The following is an 18,937-nucleotide window of genomic DNA, read 5'->3' on the forward strand; positions in this document are numbered from 1 at the left end:
GGCCGTGGTCGATTTTACTTGGGGTTTTCGGCCCTACACTTTCGGCGGCGGGCAGGTCTTCACCACCTGCCCTTTTTGGCCCGCCAGGGCCGAAAAGAGGGGTCCCCAAGTCAAATCGACCACACCACCGATGGTCTTGACCCCCGGTCAGCCAATCGACCTACCTGCCTGCCGGAGTCACGTTCAGCAGTCGTCCGGCCAGACCCCGTGAGCGCACCGACAGCTTGGTCGCCACATCCGTGAGCACCTTGGCCGCCGCCGATTCCGGGTGGGCCAGGACGATCGGGGTGCCCTCGTCGCCCTGTTCGCGCAGGCGCGGGTCCAGCGGCACCTGGCCCAGCAGCGGCACGTTGGCGCCGACCGCCTTGGTGAGCGAGTCCGCCACCGCCTGACCGCCACCGGAGCCGAAGATGTCCATGCGGGACCCGTCGGGCATTTCCAGCCAGGACATGTTCTCCACGACGCCGGCGATGCGCTGCCTGGTCTGCAAGGCGATCGAGCCCGCGCGTTCGGCGACCTCGGCGGCTGCCTGCTGGGGGGTGGTGACGACGAGGATCTCGCCGTTGGGGACGAGTTGGGCGACGGAGATGGCGACGTCGCCGGTGCCCGGCGGGAGGTCGAGGAGCAGGATGTCGAGGTCGCCCCAGAAGACGTCGGCGAGGAACTGCTGCAACGCCCTGTGCAGCATCGGGCCGCGCCAGACGACGGGGGCGTTGCCGGGGGTGAACATGCCGATCGAGATGAGCTTCACGCCGTGGGACTGCGGCGGCATGATCATCTTTTCGACCTGGGTCGGGCGGGCGTCGGTGCCGAGCATGCGGGGGATCGAGTGGCCGTAGATGTCGGCGTCGACGACGCCGACGGAGAGGCCCCGCGCGGCCATGGCGACGGCGAGGTTGACGGTGACGCTGGACTTGCCGACGCCGCCCTTGCCGGAGGCCACGCAGTAGACGCGGGTCAGCGAGCCGGGCTGGGCGAAGGGGATGACGGGTTCCTCGGTGCCGCCGCGCAGCGACTTGCGCAGGTCCGTCCGCTGCTGGTCGTTCATCACGTCCAGTTCGACCGCGACGGACGTCACGCCGGGCAGCGCGGAGACGGCCGCGGTGACGTCCTTGGTGATCTTGTCGCGCATCGGGCATCCGGCGACGGTCAGGTACACCGCCACGGCCACCGAGCCATCGGGCGACACGACGACGTCCTTCACCATGCCGAGTTCGGTGATGGGGCGCCTGATCTCCGGGTCCTGGACACCGGCGAGCGCCTGCTGGACTTCGTCGACCGACGGGATGGTGTGCGTGGTGGTCACGGGATCGAGCACCGACCTTCGTGGACTGGGAACGGTATTGCGGGACAACGTCTCGGCAGCCATGCTACGGCGACCGGGGACAGCTCCAAGCTACCGGCCGGTCGGTATGAGCGCGGGGTCACCGACGAGGTGGTCCAGTGCTTTCCGTAACATCCGGCTCCGTGCCGGAATCGGGTAGTGCCCGGTTGCCCAACCACGTCGAGCTCGTGGTGTGGCAATCTTTCCTCCGCGCGCATGCCCGCATCACCCGGACTCTCGAGGCCGAGTTGATAGCCGAGCAGCGCCTCTCACTAGCGGCTTACGACGTCCTGGTCCAGTTGGCCGAAGCGCCGCAGCACCGGCTGCGCATGACCGAGCTCGCCGACGCCGTCCTGCTGTCCCGGTCCGGGGTGACCCGACTGGTCGACCGGTTGGAGCGCGCGGGCCTGGTCGGGAGGGAACGGGCGGACGGCGACGGCCGCGGCATCGTCGCGGTGCTCACGCAGGCCGGTGTGGAACGCCTCGTCGGCGCCGCGGGAACGCACCTCACCGGGGTCGCGCGGCACTTCGCGGAGGGGTTCAGCGCGCCCGAGCTGGACGCGTTCGGCGTGACGTGCCAACGACTCGCGGACGAGAACGCGTGAACGCGCCGGTCATCTCCGTCGTCGGACTGGTGCACGTGCGCGACGGCAGGCTGCTCGTCGTGCGGTCGCACGGCAAGGGCGCCTTCTACTTGCCCGGAGGGAAACTCGAGCCGGGCGAGACGCCCGTGCGCGCGCTGCACCGCGAGGTACTGGAGGAACTCGGCGTCGACGCGCTCGACGTGGTGGAGCACAAGCGGTACCTGGAACCGGCCTACGGCGAGGGCCCGGACACGTTGGTGGACATGGCCTGCTTCACCGGCGGCCTGGCGGGCCCGCCCTCGCCGTGCGGCGAGATCGCGGAGCTGCGGTTCGTCACGGCCGTCGAGTACACCGCGCACCCCGACACCGCGCCCGCGATCCACCGCCTGCTCGTCGACCTGGTCGCCGAGGGGCTGGTCTCATGACGGGACGTCGTCCCAGTCCCTGACCACCTCGGGCGCGTTCTTGCGGCGCTTGGGGTTCTCGCGGAAGAAGCGGTCCAGTTCGCCGCGCAGGAAGTCGCGGGTGGCGACCTCGCCGAGCGCCAGCCGCACCGCGGCCAGCTCGCGCGCCAGGAACTCGGTGTCCGCCTTGGTCTGCGCGGACCGCGCCCGGTCCTCCTCCAGCGACACGCGGTCGCGGTCGTCCTGCCGGTTCTGCGCCAGCAGGATCAGCGGGGCGGCGTAGGCGGCCTGCGTGGAGAACGCCAGGTTGAGCAGGATGAACGGGTACGGGTCCCAGCGCATCGACACCGCGAACAGGTTCAGCGCGATCCACGCGATCACCAGGAGCGACTGCCAGAACAGGAACTTCCCGGTGCCGAGGAACCGCGCGAGCCGTTCCGACACCCGGCCGAAGGCCTCCGGGTCGATGGCCAGCCGCAGCCTGCCGGTCCGCTTCGGCTGGTCGAGTCTGCGACCCGGTGGCAGCTCAGGCATGGGTCATCCCCGTTTCCCGCCAGTTGTCCGGCAGCAGGTGGTCCAGCACGTCGTCGACGGTCACCGCGCCCAGCAGGTGGTCGGTGTCGTCGACGACGGGTGCGCAGACCAGGTTGTAGGCGGCGAAGTAGCGCGTGACGTCGGGCAGCGGGTCCGTCGGGGAGAGCCGCGCGAGGTCGGTGTCGAGCAGGCCTGCGACGAGGTCGAACGGCGGTTCCCGCAGCAGCCGCTGGATGTGCACGCACCCGAGGTAGCGGCCGGTCGGCGTCGCGGTCGGCGGGCGGCAGACGAACACCATGCTGGCCAGGGCGGGCGTCAGGTCCGGGTTGCGCACCCGCGCCAGCGCCTCGGCGACGGTCGCGTCCGGCGCGAGCACCACCGGTTCCGGCGTCATCAGACCGCCCGCGGTGTCGAAGCTGTACGCCAGCAACCGCTTCACCGGCGCGGACTCCTCCGGCTCCATCAGCTCCAGCAGCCGGTCCTTGTCGACCTCGGACAGCTCGGCGAGCAGGTCGGCCGCGTCGTCGGGGTCCATCGCCTCGAGGATGTCCGCCGCGCGCTCGTCGTCGAGGTAGGCCAGCAGGTCCTTCTGGTCCTCCTCCGGCAGCTCCTCGATCACGTCCGCGAGCCGCTCGTCGTCCATCGCGTCGGCGACCTCGTAGCGGCGCTTGGGCGGCAGGTCGTGCAGCGCGGTCGCCACGTCCACCGCGCGCATCGACTCGAAGACGGTCAGGAGCTCCTGCGCGCCCTGCGGCCTGCCGGACAGCTCGGCGTCGCTGAGCCCGCTGATCTCCTCCCACCGCATCACCTGCACCGGTCCGCGGCGCGACAGCCGCCCGGTGCGCTCGCGCACGGCGACCTTCACCATCCGCCAGTCCTTGGTGCGGGTGGGTTCCATGGCCGCGTCGACGAGCACCGCCGCGCTGCCGGAGTCCAGCCGCACCCGCGCGTCGAGCAGTTGCCCGACGACGAGCACCTCGTTGGCGCGCTGGTGGAACTGCCGCAGGTTCACCGATCCCGTCGCGAGCGTCACGGCGTTCGGCTCGATCGCGTTGACCCGCAGCATGGGCACGAAGATCCGCCGCCGGGTCGCCAGTTCCAGCACCATGCCGAGCACGCGCGGCGGCTGGCGGTCGAGGCGCAGCCCGATGACGATGTCACGGGCCTTGCCGATGGACTCGCCGTCCGGCCCGAAGACGGGCAGACCGGCGAGTTGAGCGGCGAAAACCCTGTTCACGGCGACCACGCCGTCAGATTAGTCGGCGGTGGGCGGTGCCGCTCCACCACGCGCCCGGCCACGGCCCGCGAAGAGCCACCCGGCCACCGCTCCGCTCATCGCGCCGAAGTCGGGCAGGCCCGCTTCCAGGGCCCAGAACGCCGCCGACACCGCGCGCGCCAACGCCCAGCCGTGCGCCTTCTCCGCGTCCAACCCGGCGACGTCGACCAGCGCGTCGAACCGGCGCCACATGGCCGCGGGCCCGCCCAGTTCGCCGAACCTGTTCCACAGCAAGGGGATCAGGCAGAACTCCGGGTCGCCCGCGCGCGGTTTGGGGTCGATCATCAGCCACGGTTCGCGCTCGCCCGCCAGCACGTTCCCGTAGTGCAGGTCGCCGTTGACGAGGGTGTCGCCGATGTCCGCGGCCAGGTCGCGGGCCATCGCGACAGCGGCGTCCAGCAGGGGTTTCGACACGGTGGAGGCCATGGCGGAGGCGGCGAGGTCGTCGACCCCGGCCCGGCGCACCTCGGGTGGCGCCGGGACGCGGAGGTCCCGCAGCAGGCCGCCGATCACGTCCAGCGCGACCCCGATCGGCGCGTGCTCCAGGGTCCGCGCGGGATCGAGGCGTTCCAGCAGCAGGGCGCCGCGTTCGCCGTCGTGGTCGAGCAGCCGCACCACGCCGCGGCCGTCCCACAGCCGCAGCGCCAGCCCCTCGTGCTCGGTCTCCTCGTCCCGCCAGGTCAGCTTGAGCACCGCCGGCGTGCCGTCCGCGCGCCGCACGGGCAGCACGACAGCCACGAACCCGTGCAGCACCTCGCCGTCGGGCACCAGGTCCCAGCGCGCGCAGACCTCCTCGGCGAGCGCGGGCAGCGTCGCGACCCACGCGGGCGCGCCGTCGCCGAGCGCGTCGCCGAAGCCCGGCGGGACGGTGATCACACCAGGTCCAGCCGGTACACCTCGGTCCACTCCGCCGGGCCGTTCAGGTGCGCCGCCCTCAACGCGGCCACCGTCTCCTCGTCGGGCTCGACGAGCCTGGCCACGGCCGGGGCGTCCAGCAGGTGCGAGTGCGTCGTCGGCGAGCGCAGCGTCACCACGACCTCGGCGCCGTCGTCCATGCCCGGCACCTCCTGGTCGCCGCCGACCGCGACCCACACCGCCCCGTCGCGCCACAGCGCCCACACCAAACGGCCGCGGCGCCGGGGCACCGAGACCCATACCGCGGCGGCCTTGCGCAGCGCCGCGTCGATTGCCTGTGCGATCTCCACCGGTCAAGGGTCCCACGGGCCTGTGAATCGGGACTCAGTGGTGAGCGCGGGAAGTTCGGCCGTGCCACGGTGGGCCGGACAGAGTTACCGGCTGGTACGAGGAGGTACCCAGTGGTCGACCAGCAGCGCCCCCGCCGTTCCTGCCTCGCTGTTCCGGGGTCGAGCCAGAAGATGATCGACAAGGCGCGCACGCTGCCCGCGGACCAGGTCTTCCTCGACCTGGAGGACGCCTGCGCCCCGCTGGCCAAGCCGGACGCCCGCAAGACCATCGTCGCCTCGCTCAACGAGGGCGGCTGGGGCGAGCGGGTCCGCGTCGTGCGGGTCAACGACTGGACCACCGAGTGGACCTACCGCGACGTGACCGAGGTCGTGGAGGGCGCGGGCGCCAACCTCGACTGCCTGATGCTGCCGAAGGTGCAGACCGCCGAGCAGGTCCACGCGCTCGACCTGCTGCTGACGCAGATCGAGAAGACCATGGGGTACGAGGTCGGCCGGATCGGCATCGAGGCGCAGATCGAGAACGCGCTCGGGCTGGTCAACGTGAACGCCATCGCGACGGCCTCGCCGCGCGTCGAGACGATCATCTTCGGGCCCGCGGACTTCATGGCGAGCATCAACATGAAGTCGCTGGTCGTGGGTGAGCAGCCGCCGGGGTACGACGTCGGGGACGCCTACCACTACATCCTCATGCAGATCCTGATGGCGGCCCGCGCCAACGACCTGCTGGCCATCGACGGGCCCTACCTCCAGATCCGGGACGTGGAGGGGTTCAAGCGGGTGGCGGGCCGGTCGGCCGCGCTGGGCTTCGACGGCAAGTGGGTGCTGCACCCCGGCCAGATCGACGCGGCGAACGAGACCTACAGCCCGTTGCAGGAGGACTACGAGCACGCGGAGAACATCCTCGACGCGTACGAGTACTTCACCTCGGAGGCGGGCGGCCGTCGAGGCGCGGTGATGTTGGGCGACGAGATGATCGACGAGGCTTCGCGGAAGATGGCCCTGGTGATCTCGGCGAAGGGACGTGCGGCGGGCATGGAGCGGACCTCGCCGTGGAGTCCGCCGGAGGCGTGATCAATCCGGCTCCCGGTCGGTCCGTGGTCGTAGAGTGATCGCCATGGCCGACCGGGTGCTGGAATCGATCGAGGTCGAGGGGTTCACCTCGATCAGGTCGGCGAGGGTGGAACTCAAGAACCTCAACGTCCTGGTGGGCGCGAACGGCGCGGGAAAAAGCAATTTCGTTCGCGTGTTCGAACTGCTGGGCAGGATCGCCGATCAGGAACTCGGTCTTTTCGTCGGGCTCAACGGCGGTGCTTCCGCATTGCTGGACAACCAGGCTCACGCGCCGCGCATAGGGCTGAAGCTGAACATCGACATCGTCGAGTACGCGGCTACGCTGATCCCCGCCGCCAACGATGAACTGATCTTCGGTGACGAGCAGGTCAAGGGCAGTGGGCGGGTCGTGCCATTCGGCGCCGGACATCGCGAGACCCATCTCCACGAACCCGTGGCGCGACTCCTGCGCCGTTGCCGGGTCTTCCACTTCCACGACACCGGCAGGACCGCGCCGGTAAAGCAAATGGTGCCCACTGCGGACAACCTCGAACTGCGCAATGACGCGGGCAATCTCGCCGCGGTCCTCTATGCGCTCGAACAAGGTCAACGAACCGCGTATCAGCGGATCGTCGGCGCCATCAAGCTCGTCGCACCGTTCTTCCGGGGGTTCGTGCTGCAACCCGAACAGGGTGACCGCATCCGGTTGAGATGGCGCCAGAACGATTCGGACGCCGTCTTCTCGGCTGAGCAGATGTCCGATGGGACTCTTCGCTTCATCTGCCTCGTGACCCTTCTGCTGCATCCCGAGTTGCCGTCGCTGGTCGTGCTGGACGAGCCGGAGCTGGGGTTGCACCCGTACGCGATCGTGCAGCTCGCGGACTTGCTCCGGCAGGCCGCCAAGCGCAGCCAGGTGCTCATCGCGACCCAGTCGGTCACGTTGATGAACCAGTTCGACATCGACGACCTGATCGTCGTCGAGCGTGCCGGGGGCGCGTCGACGTTCGCCCGGCCCGACCAGGAGAAACTGCGCGAGTGGCTGGCCGAGTACTCGCTCGGCGAACTGTGGGAGAAGAACCTCATCGGCGGCAGGCCGGGCACCTCGTCGTGAGGAGACTGCACGTCCTGCTCGAGAGGTAATGGAGGGGGCAGTCCTCCGAGATGTTCTGCGGCCTCTCTTGAAGGCGCGGGTTGACTCTTTAGTCACTTGTCGGTCAAGGCCGAGCGCCCGGCATCGGGACCTGCGCACATGGGGATCACGCACTGGCCGAGGGTGGAACGCGAGATCCGGATGCTGTTCCACGAACTCGAAGCGTGGGTGTTCGCCGCAGCCGATCAGTTGGGTGAACTGCTCGGCGGAGAACTGGCTGCCAAGGTGCGGGACGACGCTGTTCGCGCAGGTGGTCCCGAACTCGTGAACGACGGCCCCGCGACCGCGCCGTCCAAGCGGTTGGCGAGCTACTGCCCCCGCTACGTGAAGACCATGGACGGACCCTTGGCCATCGATGCCCTCGGAGTCGAGTCGCTGCGGGAACAGTGCCCGCACTTCGACGATTGGCTGCGGGAGTTGGAGCGCTAACCGCTGTGGCGCAGGTCATCCCCGCCACTACGCGCGAGCACGACCCCGTCACCGGTTGCGCCCGCGCCCGGTGAGGATCCTCACGAACCGGTCCGCGGGCTGGCGTTCCCAGGGGGCCTGCTGCGCATGCTGCCGGTATGTCACGAGCACGTCACGCCCAAGCCCGGCAGGGGCTGCGCCTGTTCCGCAAGCGCAAGGACGACCTGCTGGAGCGCAGCATCCGAACCTGCCCCGGCTGCGACGCCGAAGTCCACGTCTTCGCGGACGTGTGCCGCCACTGCGGTGGCGCGCTGGAGGTCTTCGCCGCCTGATCGGTTCAGGGGCGTGGTGTGAGCCACCTTCGCGGCGCGAACGGGCGTTGACCGGGCCATACTCGCCGGTAACCTCATGGCTACGAAGGGAAAGTGCGATGGCGCGCCTGGCCCAGACCGCTGGTCTCACCGAGATCCAGGAGGAGATCCTGTCGACGGTGCGCACCTTCGTGGACAAGGAGATCATCCCGCACGCCCAGGCGCTGGAGCACGGGGACACGTACCCGGCGGACATCGTCGAGGGCATGAAGGAGATGGGGCTGTTCGGGCTCACGATCCCGGAGGAGTTCGGGGGGCTCGGGGAGTCGCTGCTGACCTACGCGCTGGTGGTCGAGCAGATCGCGCGCGGGTGGATGAGCGTGTCGGGCGTGATCAACACGCACTTCATCGTGGCGCACATGCTGAAGCAGCACGGCACCGACGAGCAGAAGGCGAAGTACCTGCCGCGGATGGCGACCGGTGAGGTGCGCGGGTCGTTCTCGATGTCCGAGCCCGAACTGGGGTCCGATGTGGCCGCGATCCGGACGAGGGCCGTCAAGGACGGCGACGACTTCGTCGTCAACGGGCAGAAGATGTGGCTGACGAACGGTGGCAGCTCCAACCTCACGGCCGTGCTCGTCAAGACGGACGAGGGGGCGGAGAAGCCGCACAAGAACCTGACCGCGTTCCTCGTCGAGAAGCCCGAGGGGTTCGGCGAGGTCGCGAAGGGGCTCACCATCCCCGGCAAGATCGACAAGATGGGCTACAAGGGCGTCGACACCACGGAGATGGTGTTCGACGGCTTCCGGATCAGCCCGGAGCAGGTGCTCGGCGGGACTACCGGGCGGGGCTTCAGCCAGATGATGGACGGCGTGGAGGTCGGGCGGGTCAACGTGGCCGCGCGGGCTTGCGGCATCGCGATCCGGGCGTTCGAGCTGGCGATCGAGTACGCGCAGCAGCGCAAGACCTTCGGCAAGCCGATCGTCGAGCACCAGGCGATCGCGTTCAAGCTCGCCGAGATGGCGACCAAGGTCGAGGCCGCGCACCTGATGATGGTCAACGCCGCCCGGCTCAAGGACTCCGGCGCGCGCAACGACGTCGAGGCGGGCATGGCGAAGCTGATCGCCTCGGAGTTCTGCGCGGAGGTCACCCAGGAGGCGTTCCGCATCCACGGCGGGTACGGGTACTCGAAGGAGTACGAGATCGAGCGGCTCATGCGCGAGGCGCCGTTCCTGCTGATCGGCGAGGGCACGAGCGAGATCCAGAAGACGATCATCAGCCGCGGGTTGCTCCGCGATTACCGCACGCGCGGCTGATCGGGGGAACCCCCACCGGAGTTGATCACCCCGAAGTCACCGACCGAAGTCATCCGGGGGCTCTCGCGCGGCTGATCGGGTGGACCCGTTTCGCGTGGTTTGACCCCTGTTGGCAGGATGGGGTGATCAGCACCGCGAAGAGGTGGTCAGCGTGACGAGTCAGTTCTCAGGCCAGAACCGGCCAGGGGTTCCGCCCCGGTTGCCCACGCCGCCCACCGGCTGGCCGATCGGGTCCTACGGCACCTACGAGGAGGCGCAGCGCGCGGTCGACTTCCTGGCCGATTCCGACTTCACCGTCCAGGACGTCACGATCGTGGGCGTCGACCTCATGCTCGTCGAACGGGTGACGGGCCGCCTCACGTGGGGGCGCGTCCTCGGGACGGGCGCCGCGTCGGGCGCCTGGTTCGGCCTGTTCGTCGGCGTCCTGCTCAGCCTGTTCAACAGCTCCGCGGGCGCCAGCGCCGGGCCGATCCTGGTCGGCCTGACGATAGGCGTGGTCTTCGGGCTGGTGTTCGCCGCCGTCGGCTACGGCTCGGCGCGGGGCAAGCGCGACTTCCAGTCGGCGAGCCAGCTCGTCGCCGGGCGCTACGACGTCCTGTGCCAGCCGCGGTCCGCTGAGCTGGGACGCGACCTCCTGGCACGGCTCGCCATGCGGCCTGCCGGGCTGAAAGACTCGAAAGATTAGGGGTTTAGCGGCAACCCCGATCGGGTAGCGGGGCGCCGCAGCCCAATCGTTGCGTCTATTGGTTGCGACACCTGATCACCAGGCCTAGGTTTCTCCCACCGGTTCACGGTCTGCGTCAGCAGCCGGGCCGGGCAGGCACGACGGGGTGCCGGACCACAGCGCGTCTGGCTCCTCCGTGGTTTGTCGGAAGGAGGCAAGGCCGATGAAAGACGTCGACCGGTCAGGTCGTAGCCGAAAACCACGTCATCGGATCGCCGCGGCTCTGGGGGCCGCGATCGTCGCTGCCCCGGTGCTGGTGGCGTGCGGGTCCAGCGATGGCGGAATCACCATCAACGTCTACAAGTACCCGCAGGAGAGCTTTCAGAAGATCGTCGACCAGTGCAACTCGAAGTCCGGCGGTCGCTACGACATCGTCTACCACAAGCTCCCGCGCGAGGCCGACGGCCAGCGTGAGCAGATGGTCAGGCGGCTGGCCGCCGAGGACACCAGCATGGACGTGCTGGGGCTCGACGTCACGTGGACGGCGGAACTCGCCAAAGCGGGCTGGATCAAGGAGTTCACGGGCACGGCGAAGTCCGACGTGGAGTCCGGGACCCTCCAGACCCCGTTGGACACCGCGAGCTACGAGGGCAAGCTCTACGGCGCGCCGGACAACACCAACGTCCAGCTGCTCTGGTACCGGGGCGACCTCGTCCCGACCCCGCCGAAGACCTGGGACGAGATGATCCAGATGGCGGAGGACCTCAAGTCCCAGGGCAAGCCGGGGCTGATCGAGGGCCAGGGCAAGCAGTACGAGGGCCTGGTCGTCCTCTACAACACGCTGGTCAACTCCGCCGGGGGCCAGATCCTCGACGAGAACGGCACCAAGGCCATCGTGGACGACGGCGCCGTGAAGGCGTTGGAGACGCTCAAGAAGTTCGCCACGTCCGATGTGGTCGATCCTTCGTTCTCCAACGCGGCCGAGGACGACGCGCGGCTGGCGATGGAGGCGGGCAAGGCGGCCTTCATGCTCAACTGGCCGTACGTCTACGCGGCGGGCTCGAAGAACGCCGACTACATCAAGAACCTGAAGTGGGCGCCGTACCCGTCGGTCGACGGCGGCGACTCCAAGGTCACCGTCGGTGGCATCAACTACGCGGTGAGCAGCTACACGACGCACCCGGGCGAGTCGTTCGACGCCGTGAAGTGCTTGCGCAGCGCGGAGAGCCAGAAGTACGCGGCCATCAACGACGGCGTCCCGCCGACCATCGAGTCGGTCTACGACGACCCCGAGATGGCGAAGCCGTACCCGATGAAGGACGCCATCCTGGAAACGCTGAAGACCGCGAGCGTGCGCCCGCGGACCCCGGCCTACCAGAACGTCTCGACGGTCATCTCGACCATCCTGTCGCCGCCCGCGAACATCGACCCGAAGGCGACGGCCGACCGGCTGCGCTCCGAGTTGCAGGACGCGCTCGACTCCAAGGGGGTGCTGCCGTGAGCCAGACGACGACCGAGAAGTCCGGCGCGGCGGTGAAGGCCGCCGAGCCCAAGAAGAAGGTCGTGCTGAGCGAGGGGAAGAAGGCGGAGCGCAAGCTCGGCCTGCTGCTCGTCGCACCCGCCGCGATCATCATGATCGCGGTGACGGCGTGGCCGATCATCTACTCGCTGTACCTGTCGCTCCAGCGCTACGACCTGAAGTTCCCCGACAAGCAGGAGTTCGTCGGGCTGGACAACTACGTCACCGTCCTCTCCAGCCCGTACTGGTGGAACGCGGTGTGGGTCACGGTCGTGATGACGGTCGTGTCCGTCGTCATCGAACTGGTGCTGGGCATGGCGCTCGCGCTGATCATGCACCGCACGCTGGTCGGCCGCGGCATCGTCCGCACGTCGACGCTGATCCCGTACGGCATCGTCACGGTCGTGGCGGCGTTCTCGTGGCGCTACGCGTGGACGCCGGGCACCGGCTACCTCGCGGAGCTCATGGGCGGCGATCCCGTGCTGACGGAGAAGATCCCGGCGCTGGCCGTGGTCATCCTGGCCGAGGTGTGGAAGACCACGCCGTTCATGGCCCTGCTGCTGATGGCGGGTCTGGCACTCGTGCCGGACGACCTGCTCAAGGCCGCGGCGCTGGACGGCGCGAGCGGCTGGCAGCGGTTCACCAAGGTGATCCTGCCGCTGATGAAGCCCGCGATCCTCGTGGCGCTGCTGTTCCGCACGCTCGACGCGTTCCGCATCTTCGACAACCTGTTCGTGCTCACCGGCGGGTCCCAGGGGACGTCGTCGGTGTCGATGCTGACCTACAACAACCTCATCAAGGGGTTGAACCTCGGCATCGGGTCCACCATGTCGGTGCTCATCTTCATCGCCGTGGCGATCATCGCGTTCATCTTCATCAAGCTGTTCGGCACGGCTGCCCCTGGTAGCGACGACGGGGGGAAGCGCTGATGGCGGGCATCGGTGGAGCCGAGACGACGGCCAAGAAGACCCGCTGGGGAATCCTGAACGCGGTGGTGGTGATCTACGCGCTGTTCCCGGTGCTGTGGATCGTGTCGCTGTCGTTCAAGTCCAAGGACACCCTGGCGGACGGCAACTTCATCCCGAGGTCGTGGACGTTCGACAACTACTCGGAGATCTTCAAGACCACGGAGTTCGTCCGGGCGCTGGCGAACTCGATCGGCATCGCGCTGATCGCGACCGCCGTGGCCGTCGTGTTCGGCACGATGGCGGCCTACGCCATCGCCCGGCTCGACTTCCCCGGCAAGTCGCTGCTGGTCGGCGTCTCCCTGCTGATCGCGATGTTCCCGCAGGTGTCGCTGGTGTCCCCGCTGTTCGAGATCGAGCGCTCGCTCGGCCTCTTCGACACGTGGCCCGGCCTGATCCTGCCCTACATCACGTTCGCGCTGCCGCTGGCGATCTACACGCTGTCGGCGTTCTTCCGGGAGATCCCGTGGGAGCTGGAGAAGGCGGCCAAGATGGACGGCGCCACACCGGGACAGGCGTTCCGCAGGGTCATCGCCCCGCTGGCGGCCCCCGGTGTGTTCACCACCGCGATCCTGGTGTTCATCTTCTGCTGGAACGACTTCCTGTTCGCGATCTCGCTGACCTCGACGGAGAAGTCGAGGACGGTGCCGGTCGCGCTGTCGTTCTTCACGGGCAGCTCGCAGTTCGAGGACCCGACCGGGTCGATCGCCGCGGCCGCCGTGGTGATCACGATCCCGATCATCCTGTTCGTGTTGTTCTTCCAGCGCCGAATCGTCGCGGGGCTGACCTCCGGCGCCGTCAAGGGGTGAGTTGCACATGGCCGAAATCGTTCTGGACAAGGTGACGAAGAAGTACCCGGACGGCGCCCTGGCCGTCCAGGGAGTGGACATCGAGATCGCCGACGGCGAGTTCATCATCCTCGTCGGACCGTCCGGCTGCGGGAAGTCCACCACCCTCAACATGATCGCGGGCCTGGAGGACATCACCTCCGGCGACCTGCTCATCGGCGGCGAGCGCGTCAACGACCGCGCGCCGAAGGACCGGGACATCGCGATGGTGTTCCAGTCCTACGCCCTGTACCCGCACATGACCGTGCGGGAGAACATGGCGTTCCCGCTGCGGCTGGCCAAGGTGGACAACGCGACCGTCGAGAAGAAGGTCAACGACGCCGCGGACATCCTCGACCTCGGCCAGCACCTCGACCGCAGGCCCGCCAACCTCTCCGGCGGCCAGCGGCAGCGCGTCGCGATGGGGCGCGCGATCGTGCGCAGCCCCAAGGCGTTCCTCATGGACGAGCCGCTGTCCAACCTGGACGCGAAGCTGCGCGTCCAGATGCGGACCTCGGTGTCGCGGCTGCAGAAGCAGCTCGGCACGACCATGGTCTACGTGACGCACGACCAGACCGAGGCGATGACGCTCGGCGACCGCGTGGTCGTGATGAGGGGTGGTGCCGTGCAGCAGATCGGCGCCCCGCAGTACCTCTACGACCACCCGGCCAACCTGTTCGTCGCCGGATTCATCGGCTCCCCGTCGATGAACTTCGTGCCCGCCGGCCTGGAGAACGGCCTCCTGCGGTCCCCGTTGGGCGACATCCAGCTCACCGACCGGATCCGCAGGCTCGTCGAGGCCGAGGACGCCCCGAGCGAGGTGATCGTCGGCATCCGCCCCGAGCACTTCGAGGACTCGCGCCTCGTCGAGGAGCACCAGCGCGGCGGCGGCCACACGTTCACCAGCAACGTGGACGTGCTGGAGTCCATGGGCTCCGACAAGTTCGCCTACTTCACGCTGTCCGGTGAGCAGGCGACGTCCGCGGAGCTGGCCGAGCTGGCCGCCGACTCCGGCACGGCCGAGGCCACCGGCGGCAGCGGCGTCTCGCTGGTCACCCGCATCGACGCGGCCTCCACCGCCAAGGAGGGCCAGCAGGCCGAGATCTGGTTCAACGCGGACAAGGTGCAGTTGTTCGACCCGAAGAGCGGGCGCAACCTGACCTACACCGAGGACTAGTGCGGTGACCGCCGACCCTTGCCGGGGTTCGCGCCGCGAGGGGTCTCCCCGAGACGCGCGAAACCCGGCGAGGATCGCGGTCGCCGTGCTGAAGATCGAGCGATGAGGGCCACCCCGGTTCCGGCCGGGGTGGCCCTCGCGCTGTGTCCGGGGTCGGACGCGCGGTGGCTCGCCGCTGTCCGGCGTGGGAGGACGCCGTGTCCGAGGACCTGGCGCGCTCCGGTCGGCGCGGTGGTCGCGACCCCCACCGCGACCCATGGCACCGACCCCGCTCCGCAGGACCGGACCGCCCCGGATGGGGCCGGGGCGGTCCGGTGCGGCGGGCAGCGACCGCTGCCCTGATTCGTGGACCGGCCGTGGGTCCGGCCCCCGCGACGCCCCGACCAAGGGCGCGCGGGTGATCCGCGAACTCCGGTTCGCGGGCCGCGACGCCCCCTCCTCGCGTCGCGTCCCGCGAACCCGCCACCCGCCACCGCGGCCGTCCCCCGGCGTCCGCGCTGCGGCCCCCCTGTGGCCCGGACAGCCTCGCCCGCGCACCACTCGTCCGGCCAGCACTTTCGGTTCTGGCCGAAACGGCTGCGCGGACCGGGTTGTCGGTGTATTCCTTGCAGTAGGGGCTTGGGGAGGTCCCAGGGGGTGGCGGTGCTGCGGATTCACTTCGGCGTGGACGACCTCGCGCGCGTGCGGATAGCGGACGAGCCGGATCCGATGTGGGAGATCCTGCTGAGCCTGCACGTGCTGCGCTACCGCGAAGTGGCGGAGCCGCTGGCGCGCTGGCGAAGACGGGTGGCGCCCGCGCTGCCGGAGGTGGTCCGCCCCCTGCTCGCGCTCGCGCCGCCGATCGGGTACTCGCCCGACTTCCTCACGCCCCCGTCCCGCAGCCTGGAGGAGGGCGTGGAGGCCGTGCTCAGCACGCCGAAGCGGCTGCTGCGCGCCGACCTCGAACACCTCGCCGACCCGCCCCCGTGGGCCAGGCCCCTGGCCGACGGCGAACCCGGCCCGCTGCGCGCGCTCGGCGCCGCACTGGCCGAGTACCACCGGACCGTGCTCGAACCGCACTGGGCGCACATCAGGGCCGCGGTCGAGGCCGACCGGCTCGGCCGGGTCCGCGGCCTGCTCAGCGGCGGCTACGAGGAACTCCTGCGCGACCTGCACCCGACGCTGAGGTGGGTGTCGCCGACGCTGGAGGTGCACTACCGGTTCGGCGACCGCGACCTGCACCTGGACGGCCGCGGCCTGCGGCTGGTGCCGTCGTACTTCTGCGTCGACCGACCGATCGTGCTGCGCGACCACGAGCGGCCGCCGGTGCTGGTGTACCCGGTCAACCGGCGGGTCGCCGACCGCGGGCGCGCCGGCGGGCTCAGCGCGCTGCTCGGCCAGACCCGCGCGGCCGCGCTGGAGGCCATCGGCGGCGGCTGCACCACCGGTGAGCTGGCCCGCAGGCTCGGCGTCTCGGCGGCCTCCGCCAGCGTCCACGCCACCGTCCTCCGGGAAGCCGGTCTGACCACGAGCCGAAGGCACCGGAACACCGTTCTGCACACCGTCAGTCCTTTGGGTGTGGATTTGCTGAACCCGGTGTCACTGTCGGTTACTGACTAGTCCGGTGCATTAGCCCGGACGAACTTCGTACGGCCATTCAGCGCAGCTCAGTGACATCTCATCGAAACGACACCGGGGCGCCTTCGGAAGCGGCCCACGCTGGTCGAAGGCGGAAACAGCCCGGCTGGGTTTTCGTCGGGGAACCGGGACGGGAGTGGGCGCGTTATGGGGATTCTTGACGGGAAAGCAGTGGTCATCACGGGTGCGGGCCGCGGCCTCGGTGAGGCCTACGCCATGCACGCAGCTTTGGCGGGCGCGTCGGTGGTCGTCAACGACAACGACGGTGACCTGGCGGAACAGGTCGCCGCGCACATCAGGAGCTACGGCGGCACCGCCGTGGCCAGCACGCACACCGTCGCGGACCCGAGCGAGGCCGAGAAGATCATCGGACTCGCGATCTCCGAGTTCGGCAGGCTGGACGGCCTGGTCAACAACGCCGGGCTGAACTACGAGACCCTCCCCTGGGAAGACGACCCCGACACGATCCGGAAGGTCGTGGAGGTGAACCTCCTCGGTGTCATCTACACCGGGATGGCGGCCATGCGCGCGATGCGGGAGCACGGGCAGGGCGGGTCGATCGTGAACATCTCCTCCGGCGCGTTCCTCGGTCAGCGGAAATTGGCGACGTACTCCGCTACGAAAGGGGCTGTCGCCTCGTTGAGTTCCTCGTGGGCGCTGGATCTGGAAGGGGAGGGGATTCGGGTCAACGCCGTGTGCCCGGTGGCGCACACGCGGATGGTGTGGAAGTCGGAGAGGTCGTTGAGGGCCATTCCGGCTGATCGGCTGCCGGGGAAGGTGGCGCCGTTGGTGCTTTTCCTGCTGGGGGATTCGTCGGCGGGGATCACGGGGCAGATCATCCGGTGCAATGGGAGGCAGTTGCACCTGGTGGGGCATCCGTATTTCAAGCAGCCGATCTTGGAAAGCGATGTGTGGGACACGGCTGGTGTGGAGAGGGCTTTCACGGGGGTGTTGCAGGCGCATTTGGAGCCGTTCGGGTTGGAGAAGAGGATGCCGCCTCGGTTGCGGGAGTTGGTTGAGCCTTCGCAGACGGCTTGAGGGGTACGCGGCGGGATAGATGTGTTGCCAGGACACGTCATGATGGCGACACTTCTATCCATGTCCGTCGGATTGCGGCAGCTTCCAGCGACCTTCACCACCCGCGTGGCCAAGGCGAGCGGCCTCCACGTTCGCGACCTCTACCGAATGCGCGACGAGGGGGTGGTGATCGAGCTCTCGCGCGGGGTGTTCCGCAAGGCGGACGCGCCCCACGCGAGCTTGCCGGACCTGCTGGCGATCGGGCAGAGGGCACCTTCTGCCATCGTGTGCTGCGTGTCCGCGGCGGCACTGCACAACCTCACCGACGAGATTCCGATGAGCGTGCAGATCGCGGTTCCCCGGAGTCAACGCCCGCCGCGCATCGACCATCCGCCCACGGAGGTGTTCCGCTTCGCCGTGGGCACATTCGAACTGGGCCTGTCCTCCGCGGAGGCCGCGCCCGGAGAACAGGCACGCGTGTACAGCCCTGGAAGAACAGTCGTGGACCTCATGAGGCTGCGAGCGAGGCTCGGCGAGCCGCTGGCGCTGGCGGCACTGCGTCGCTACCTGCGGCGCCGTGACGCACGACCGGGAGAACTGCTCGACCTGGCTCGCGCCTTGGACGTGCTGGGTCCGCTGCGCACCGCTGTGGACGCGGTGATCGCGGAATGAGCCGCGTGACCAAGGAGACCGCAGGTGGACGGGCCTACCTCGACCTGCAGAACCGGGCTCGTCGGGAGAAGCGCACCACTCAGGAACTCTTCACCCTCTACGTGCTGGAGGGCTGGCTCGCCAGGCTCGCGGCATCCGAACACGCGGGCACCTTCGTGCTCAAAGGCGGGATGCTGCTCGCCGTCCTCGGCGCTCGCAGGCCGACCTCCGATGCCGACCTGCTGGCCCGCGACCTCGCCAACGACGAATCGGTCGTCCTCGCCCGCGTGCTGGCGGTGGCGGGCGTCCACCGCGAAGACGGTGTCGAGTACCTGCCCGGCACCGTCGCCGTCCAGTCGATCAGGGAGGACGACTTGTACACAGGGGTGCGGGTCACCATGGACAGCCGGGTCTCGGCGGCCAGGGTGAAGCTCAAACTCGACATCAACTTCGGAGACCCGGTCACACCGGAACCGCGGTTCTTCGCCCTGCCGTCGCAACGCCCTGGTGAGCCGGACGTGGCAGTTCTGGGCTACCCCGTCGAAACGGTGCTCGCGGAGAAGGCCAGCACGGCCATCGCACTCGGTGCCGCCAACAGCAGGGTTCGCGACTACGCCGATCTGTTCACCCTCACCGGTACCCACGTCCTCGGCTACGACGACATGCGCGCGGCTCTGGACGCGACCACGGTGCACAGAGGTGTGGACCTCCGCTTGCTGTCCGAGGTGACGGGTGATCTGGGGACGACGCGCCAAGGCGCCTACCAGGCGTTCAGGAAGAGGCTCGGCGTCGACGGTGGGCACCTGCCGGATCGGTTCACCGACGTCGTGACCGCGGTCGTGGCTTTCGTCGACCCGCTGGTCGGCGGCGGGAAGGCGCAGTGGTCGCCGAGCGATCGGCGGTGGAACTGACCCCGCACCCGTTCGGGCGATGGTCAG

21 protein-coding genes are annotated in these 18,937 nt (G+C 69.1%); 16 read left to right on the plus strand and 5 right to left on the minus strand.

The window, feature by feature from the left end:
• Positions 1–160 precede the first annotated feature (160 nt).
• On the minus strand, positions 161–1,306 hold the full coding sequence (locus tag RM788_RS30025; RefSeq protein WP_315921284.1) for an Mrp/NBP35 family ATP-binding protein: 1,146 nt from the start codon (positions 1,304–1,306) through the stop codon (positions 161–163).
• 161 nt (positions 1,307–1,467) lie between these two features.
• Between RM788_RS30025 and RM788_RS30030 the strand changes: the two genes are divergently transcribed.
• Complete coding sequence (locus RM788_RS30030) at positions 1,468–1,929, plus strand: MarR family winged helix-turn-helix transcriptional regulator (RefSeq protein WP_399340485.1); 462 nt, start codon at positions 1,468–1,470, stop codon at positions 1,927–1,929.
• Positions 1,926–2,333 (plus strand): NUDIX hydrolase, encoded by a 408-nt coding sequence (locus tag RM788_RS30035; protein WP_315921288.1) that lies wholly within the window; start codon positions 1,926–1,928, stop codon positions 2,331–2,333. The genes RM788_RS30030 and RM788_RS30035 overlap by 4 nt, the downstream gene beginning before the upstream one ends.
• Here the strand turns inward: RM788_RS30035 and RM788_RS30040 are convergent.
• Genes RM788_RS30040 through RM788_RS30055 form a run of 4 tightly spaced genes read right to left on the minus strand, consistent with a single transcriptional unit; the run spans position 2,328 to position 5,327 of the window.
• Positions 2,328–2,846, minus strand: coding sequence for a DUF1003 domain-containing protein (locus RM788_RS30040; RefSeq protein ID WP_315921290.1), 519 nt, complete (start codon positions 2,844–2,846; stop codon positions 2,328–2,330). The two genes, RM788_RS30035 and RM788_RS30040, sit on opposite strands and share 6 nt — an antisense overlap.
• Positions 2,839–4,092 (minus strand): magnesium transporter MgtE N-terminal domain-containing protein, encoded by a 1,254-nt coding sequence (locus tag RM788_RS30045; protein WP_315921292.1) that lies wholly within the window; start codon positions 4,090–4,092, stop codon positions 2,839–2,841. The genes RM788_RS30040 and RM788_RS30045 overlap by 8 nt, the downstream gene beginning before the upstream one ends.
• A 9-nt stretch (positions 4,093–4,101) precedes the next feature.
• Positions 4,102–4,998, minus strand: a complete 897-nt coding sequence (locus tag RM788_RS30050; protein ID WP_315921294.1) for an aminoglycoside phosphotransferase family protein — start codon at positions 4,996–4,998, stop codon at positions 4,102–4,104.
• Positions 4,995–5,327 (minus strand): hypothetical protein, encoded by a 333-nt coding sequence (locus RM788_RS30055; RefSeq protein ID WP_315921296.1) that lies wholly within the window; start codon positions 5,325–5,327, stop codon positions 4,995–4,997. Before RM788_RS30055 ends, RM788_RS30050 begins: the two co-directional genes overlap by 4 nt.
• Before the next feature lie 111 nt (positions 5,328–5,438).
• Between RM788_RS30055 and RM788_RS30060 the strand changes: the two genes are divergently transcribed.
• From RM788_RS30060 to RM788_RS30125, 14 genes are all read left to right on the plus strand, one after another.
• A complete protein-coding gene (locus tag RM788_RS30060) occupies positions 5,439–6,398 on the plus strand; it encodes an HpcH/HpaI aldolase/citrate lyase family protein (RefSeq protein WP_315921298.1) in 960 nt (319 codons plus the stop codon).
• A 43-nt stretch (positions 6,399–6,441) separates the two neighbouring features.
• Positions 6,442–7,488, plus strand: coding sequence for an AAA family ATPase (locus tag RM788_RS30065; RefSeq protein ID WP_315921300.1), 1,047 nt, complete (start codon positions 6,442–6,444; stop codon positions 7,486–7,488).
• 138 nt (positions 7,489–7,626) lie between these two features.
• Positions 7,627–7,956, plus strand: coding sequence for a DUF4276 family protein (locus RM788_RS30070; RefSeq protein ID WP_315921302.1), 330 nt, complete (start codon positions 7,627–7,629; stop codon positions 7,954–7,956).
• Between the two features lie 137 nt (positions 7,957–8,093).
• Complete coding sequence (locus tag RM788_RS30075; protein WP_315921304.1) at positions 8,094–8,267, plus strand: hypothetical protein; 174 nt, start codon at positions 8,094–8,096, stop codon at positions 8,265–8,267.
• A 98-nt stretch (positions 8,268–8,365) separates the two neighbouring features.
• Entirely contained in the window at positions 8,366–9,562 is a 1,197-nt protein-coding gene (locus RM788_RS30080; protein ID WP_315921306.1) for an acyl-CoA dehydrogenase family protein, read from the plus strand.
• A 142-nt stretch (positions 9,563–9,704) separates the two neighbouring features.
• Positions 9,705–10,247: a YflT domain-containing protein gene (locus RM788_RS30085; protein WP_399340493.1), complete on the plus strand. Its 543-nt coding sequence runs from the start codon at positions 9,705–9,707 to the stop codon at positions 10,245–10,247.
• Between the two features lie 202 nt (positions 10,248–10,449).
• A complete protein-coding gene (locus RM788_RS30090) occupies positions 10,450–11,727 on the plus strand; it encodes an ABC transporter substrate-binding protein (RefSeq protein ID WP_315921310.1) in 1,278 nt (425 codons plus the stop codon).
• A 32-nt stretch (positions 11,728–11,759) separates the two neighbouring features.
• The gene (locus tag RM788_RS30095) at positions 11,760–12,674 is read left to right on the plus strand and encodes a carbohydrate ABC transporter permease (protein WP_315934803.1); all 915 of its coding nucleotides are present in this window, start codon (positions 11,760–11,762) and stop codon (positions 12,672–12,674) included.
• Positions 12,674–13,519 carry a carbohydrate ABC transporter permease gene (locus tag RM788_RS30100; protein WP_315921312.1) on the plus strand — a complete coding sequence of 282 codons (846 nt, stop codon included), beginning with the start codon at positions 12,674–12,676 and terminating at the stop codon, positions 13,517–13,519. Before RM788_RS30095 ends, RM788_RS30100 begins: the two co-directional genes overlap by 1 nt.
• Before the next feature lie 7 nt (positions 13,520–13,526).
• Positions 13,527–14,714 (plus strand): ABC transporter ATP-binding protein, encoded by a 1,188-nt coding sequence (locus RM788_RS30105; RefSeq protein ID WP_315921314.1) that lies wholly within the window; start codon positions 13,527–13,529, stop codon positions 14,712–14,714.
• Positions 14,715–15,332: 618 nt separating this feature from the next.
• Positions 15,333–16,313: an ArsR/SmtB family transcription factor gene (locus RM788_RS30110; protein WP_315921316.1), complete on the plus strand. Its 981-nt coding sequence runs from the start codon at positions 15,333–15,335 to the stop codon at positions 16,311–16,313.
• A 165-nt stretch (positions 16,314–16,478) separates the two neighbouring features.
• On the plus strand, positions 16,479–17,369 hold the full coding sequence (locus RM788_RS30115) for an SDR family NAD(P)-dependent oxidoreductase (protein WP_315921318.1): 891 nt from the start codon (positions 16,479–16,481) through the stop codon (positions 17,367–17,369).
• A gap of 60 nt (positions 17,370–17,429) precedes the next feature.
• Entirely contained in the window at positions 17,430–18,020 is a 591-nt protein-coding gene (locus tag RM788_RS30120; RefSeq protein WP_315921320.1) for a type IV toxin-antitoxin system AbiEi family antitoxin domain-containing protein, read from the plus strand.
• Positions 18,017–18,910: a nucleotidyl transferase AbiEii/AbiGii toxin family protein gene (locus RM788_RS30125; protein ID WP_315921322.1), complete on the plus strand. Its 894-nt coding sequence runs from the start codon at positions 18,017–18,019 to the stop codon at positions 18,908–18,910. Before RM788_RS30120 ends, RM788_RS30125 begins: the two co-directional genes overlap by 4 nt.
• Positions 18,911–18,937 lie beyond the last annotated feature (27 nt).

The sequence above is a fragment of the Umezawaea sp. Da 62-37 genome, from assembly GCF_032460545.1.
Lineage (GTDB): Bacteria > Actinomycetota > Actinomycetes > Mycobacteriales > Pseudonocardiaceae > Umezawaea.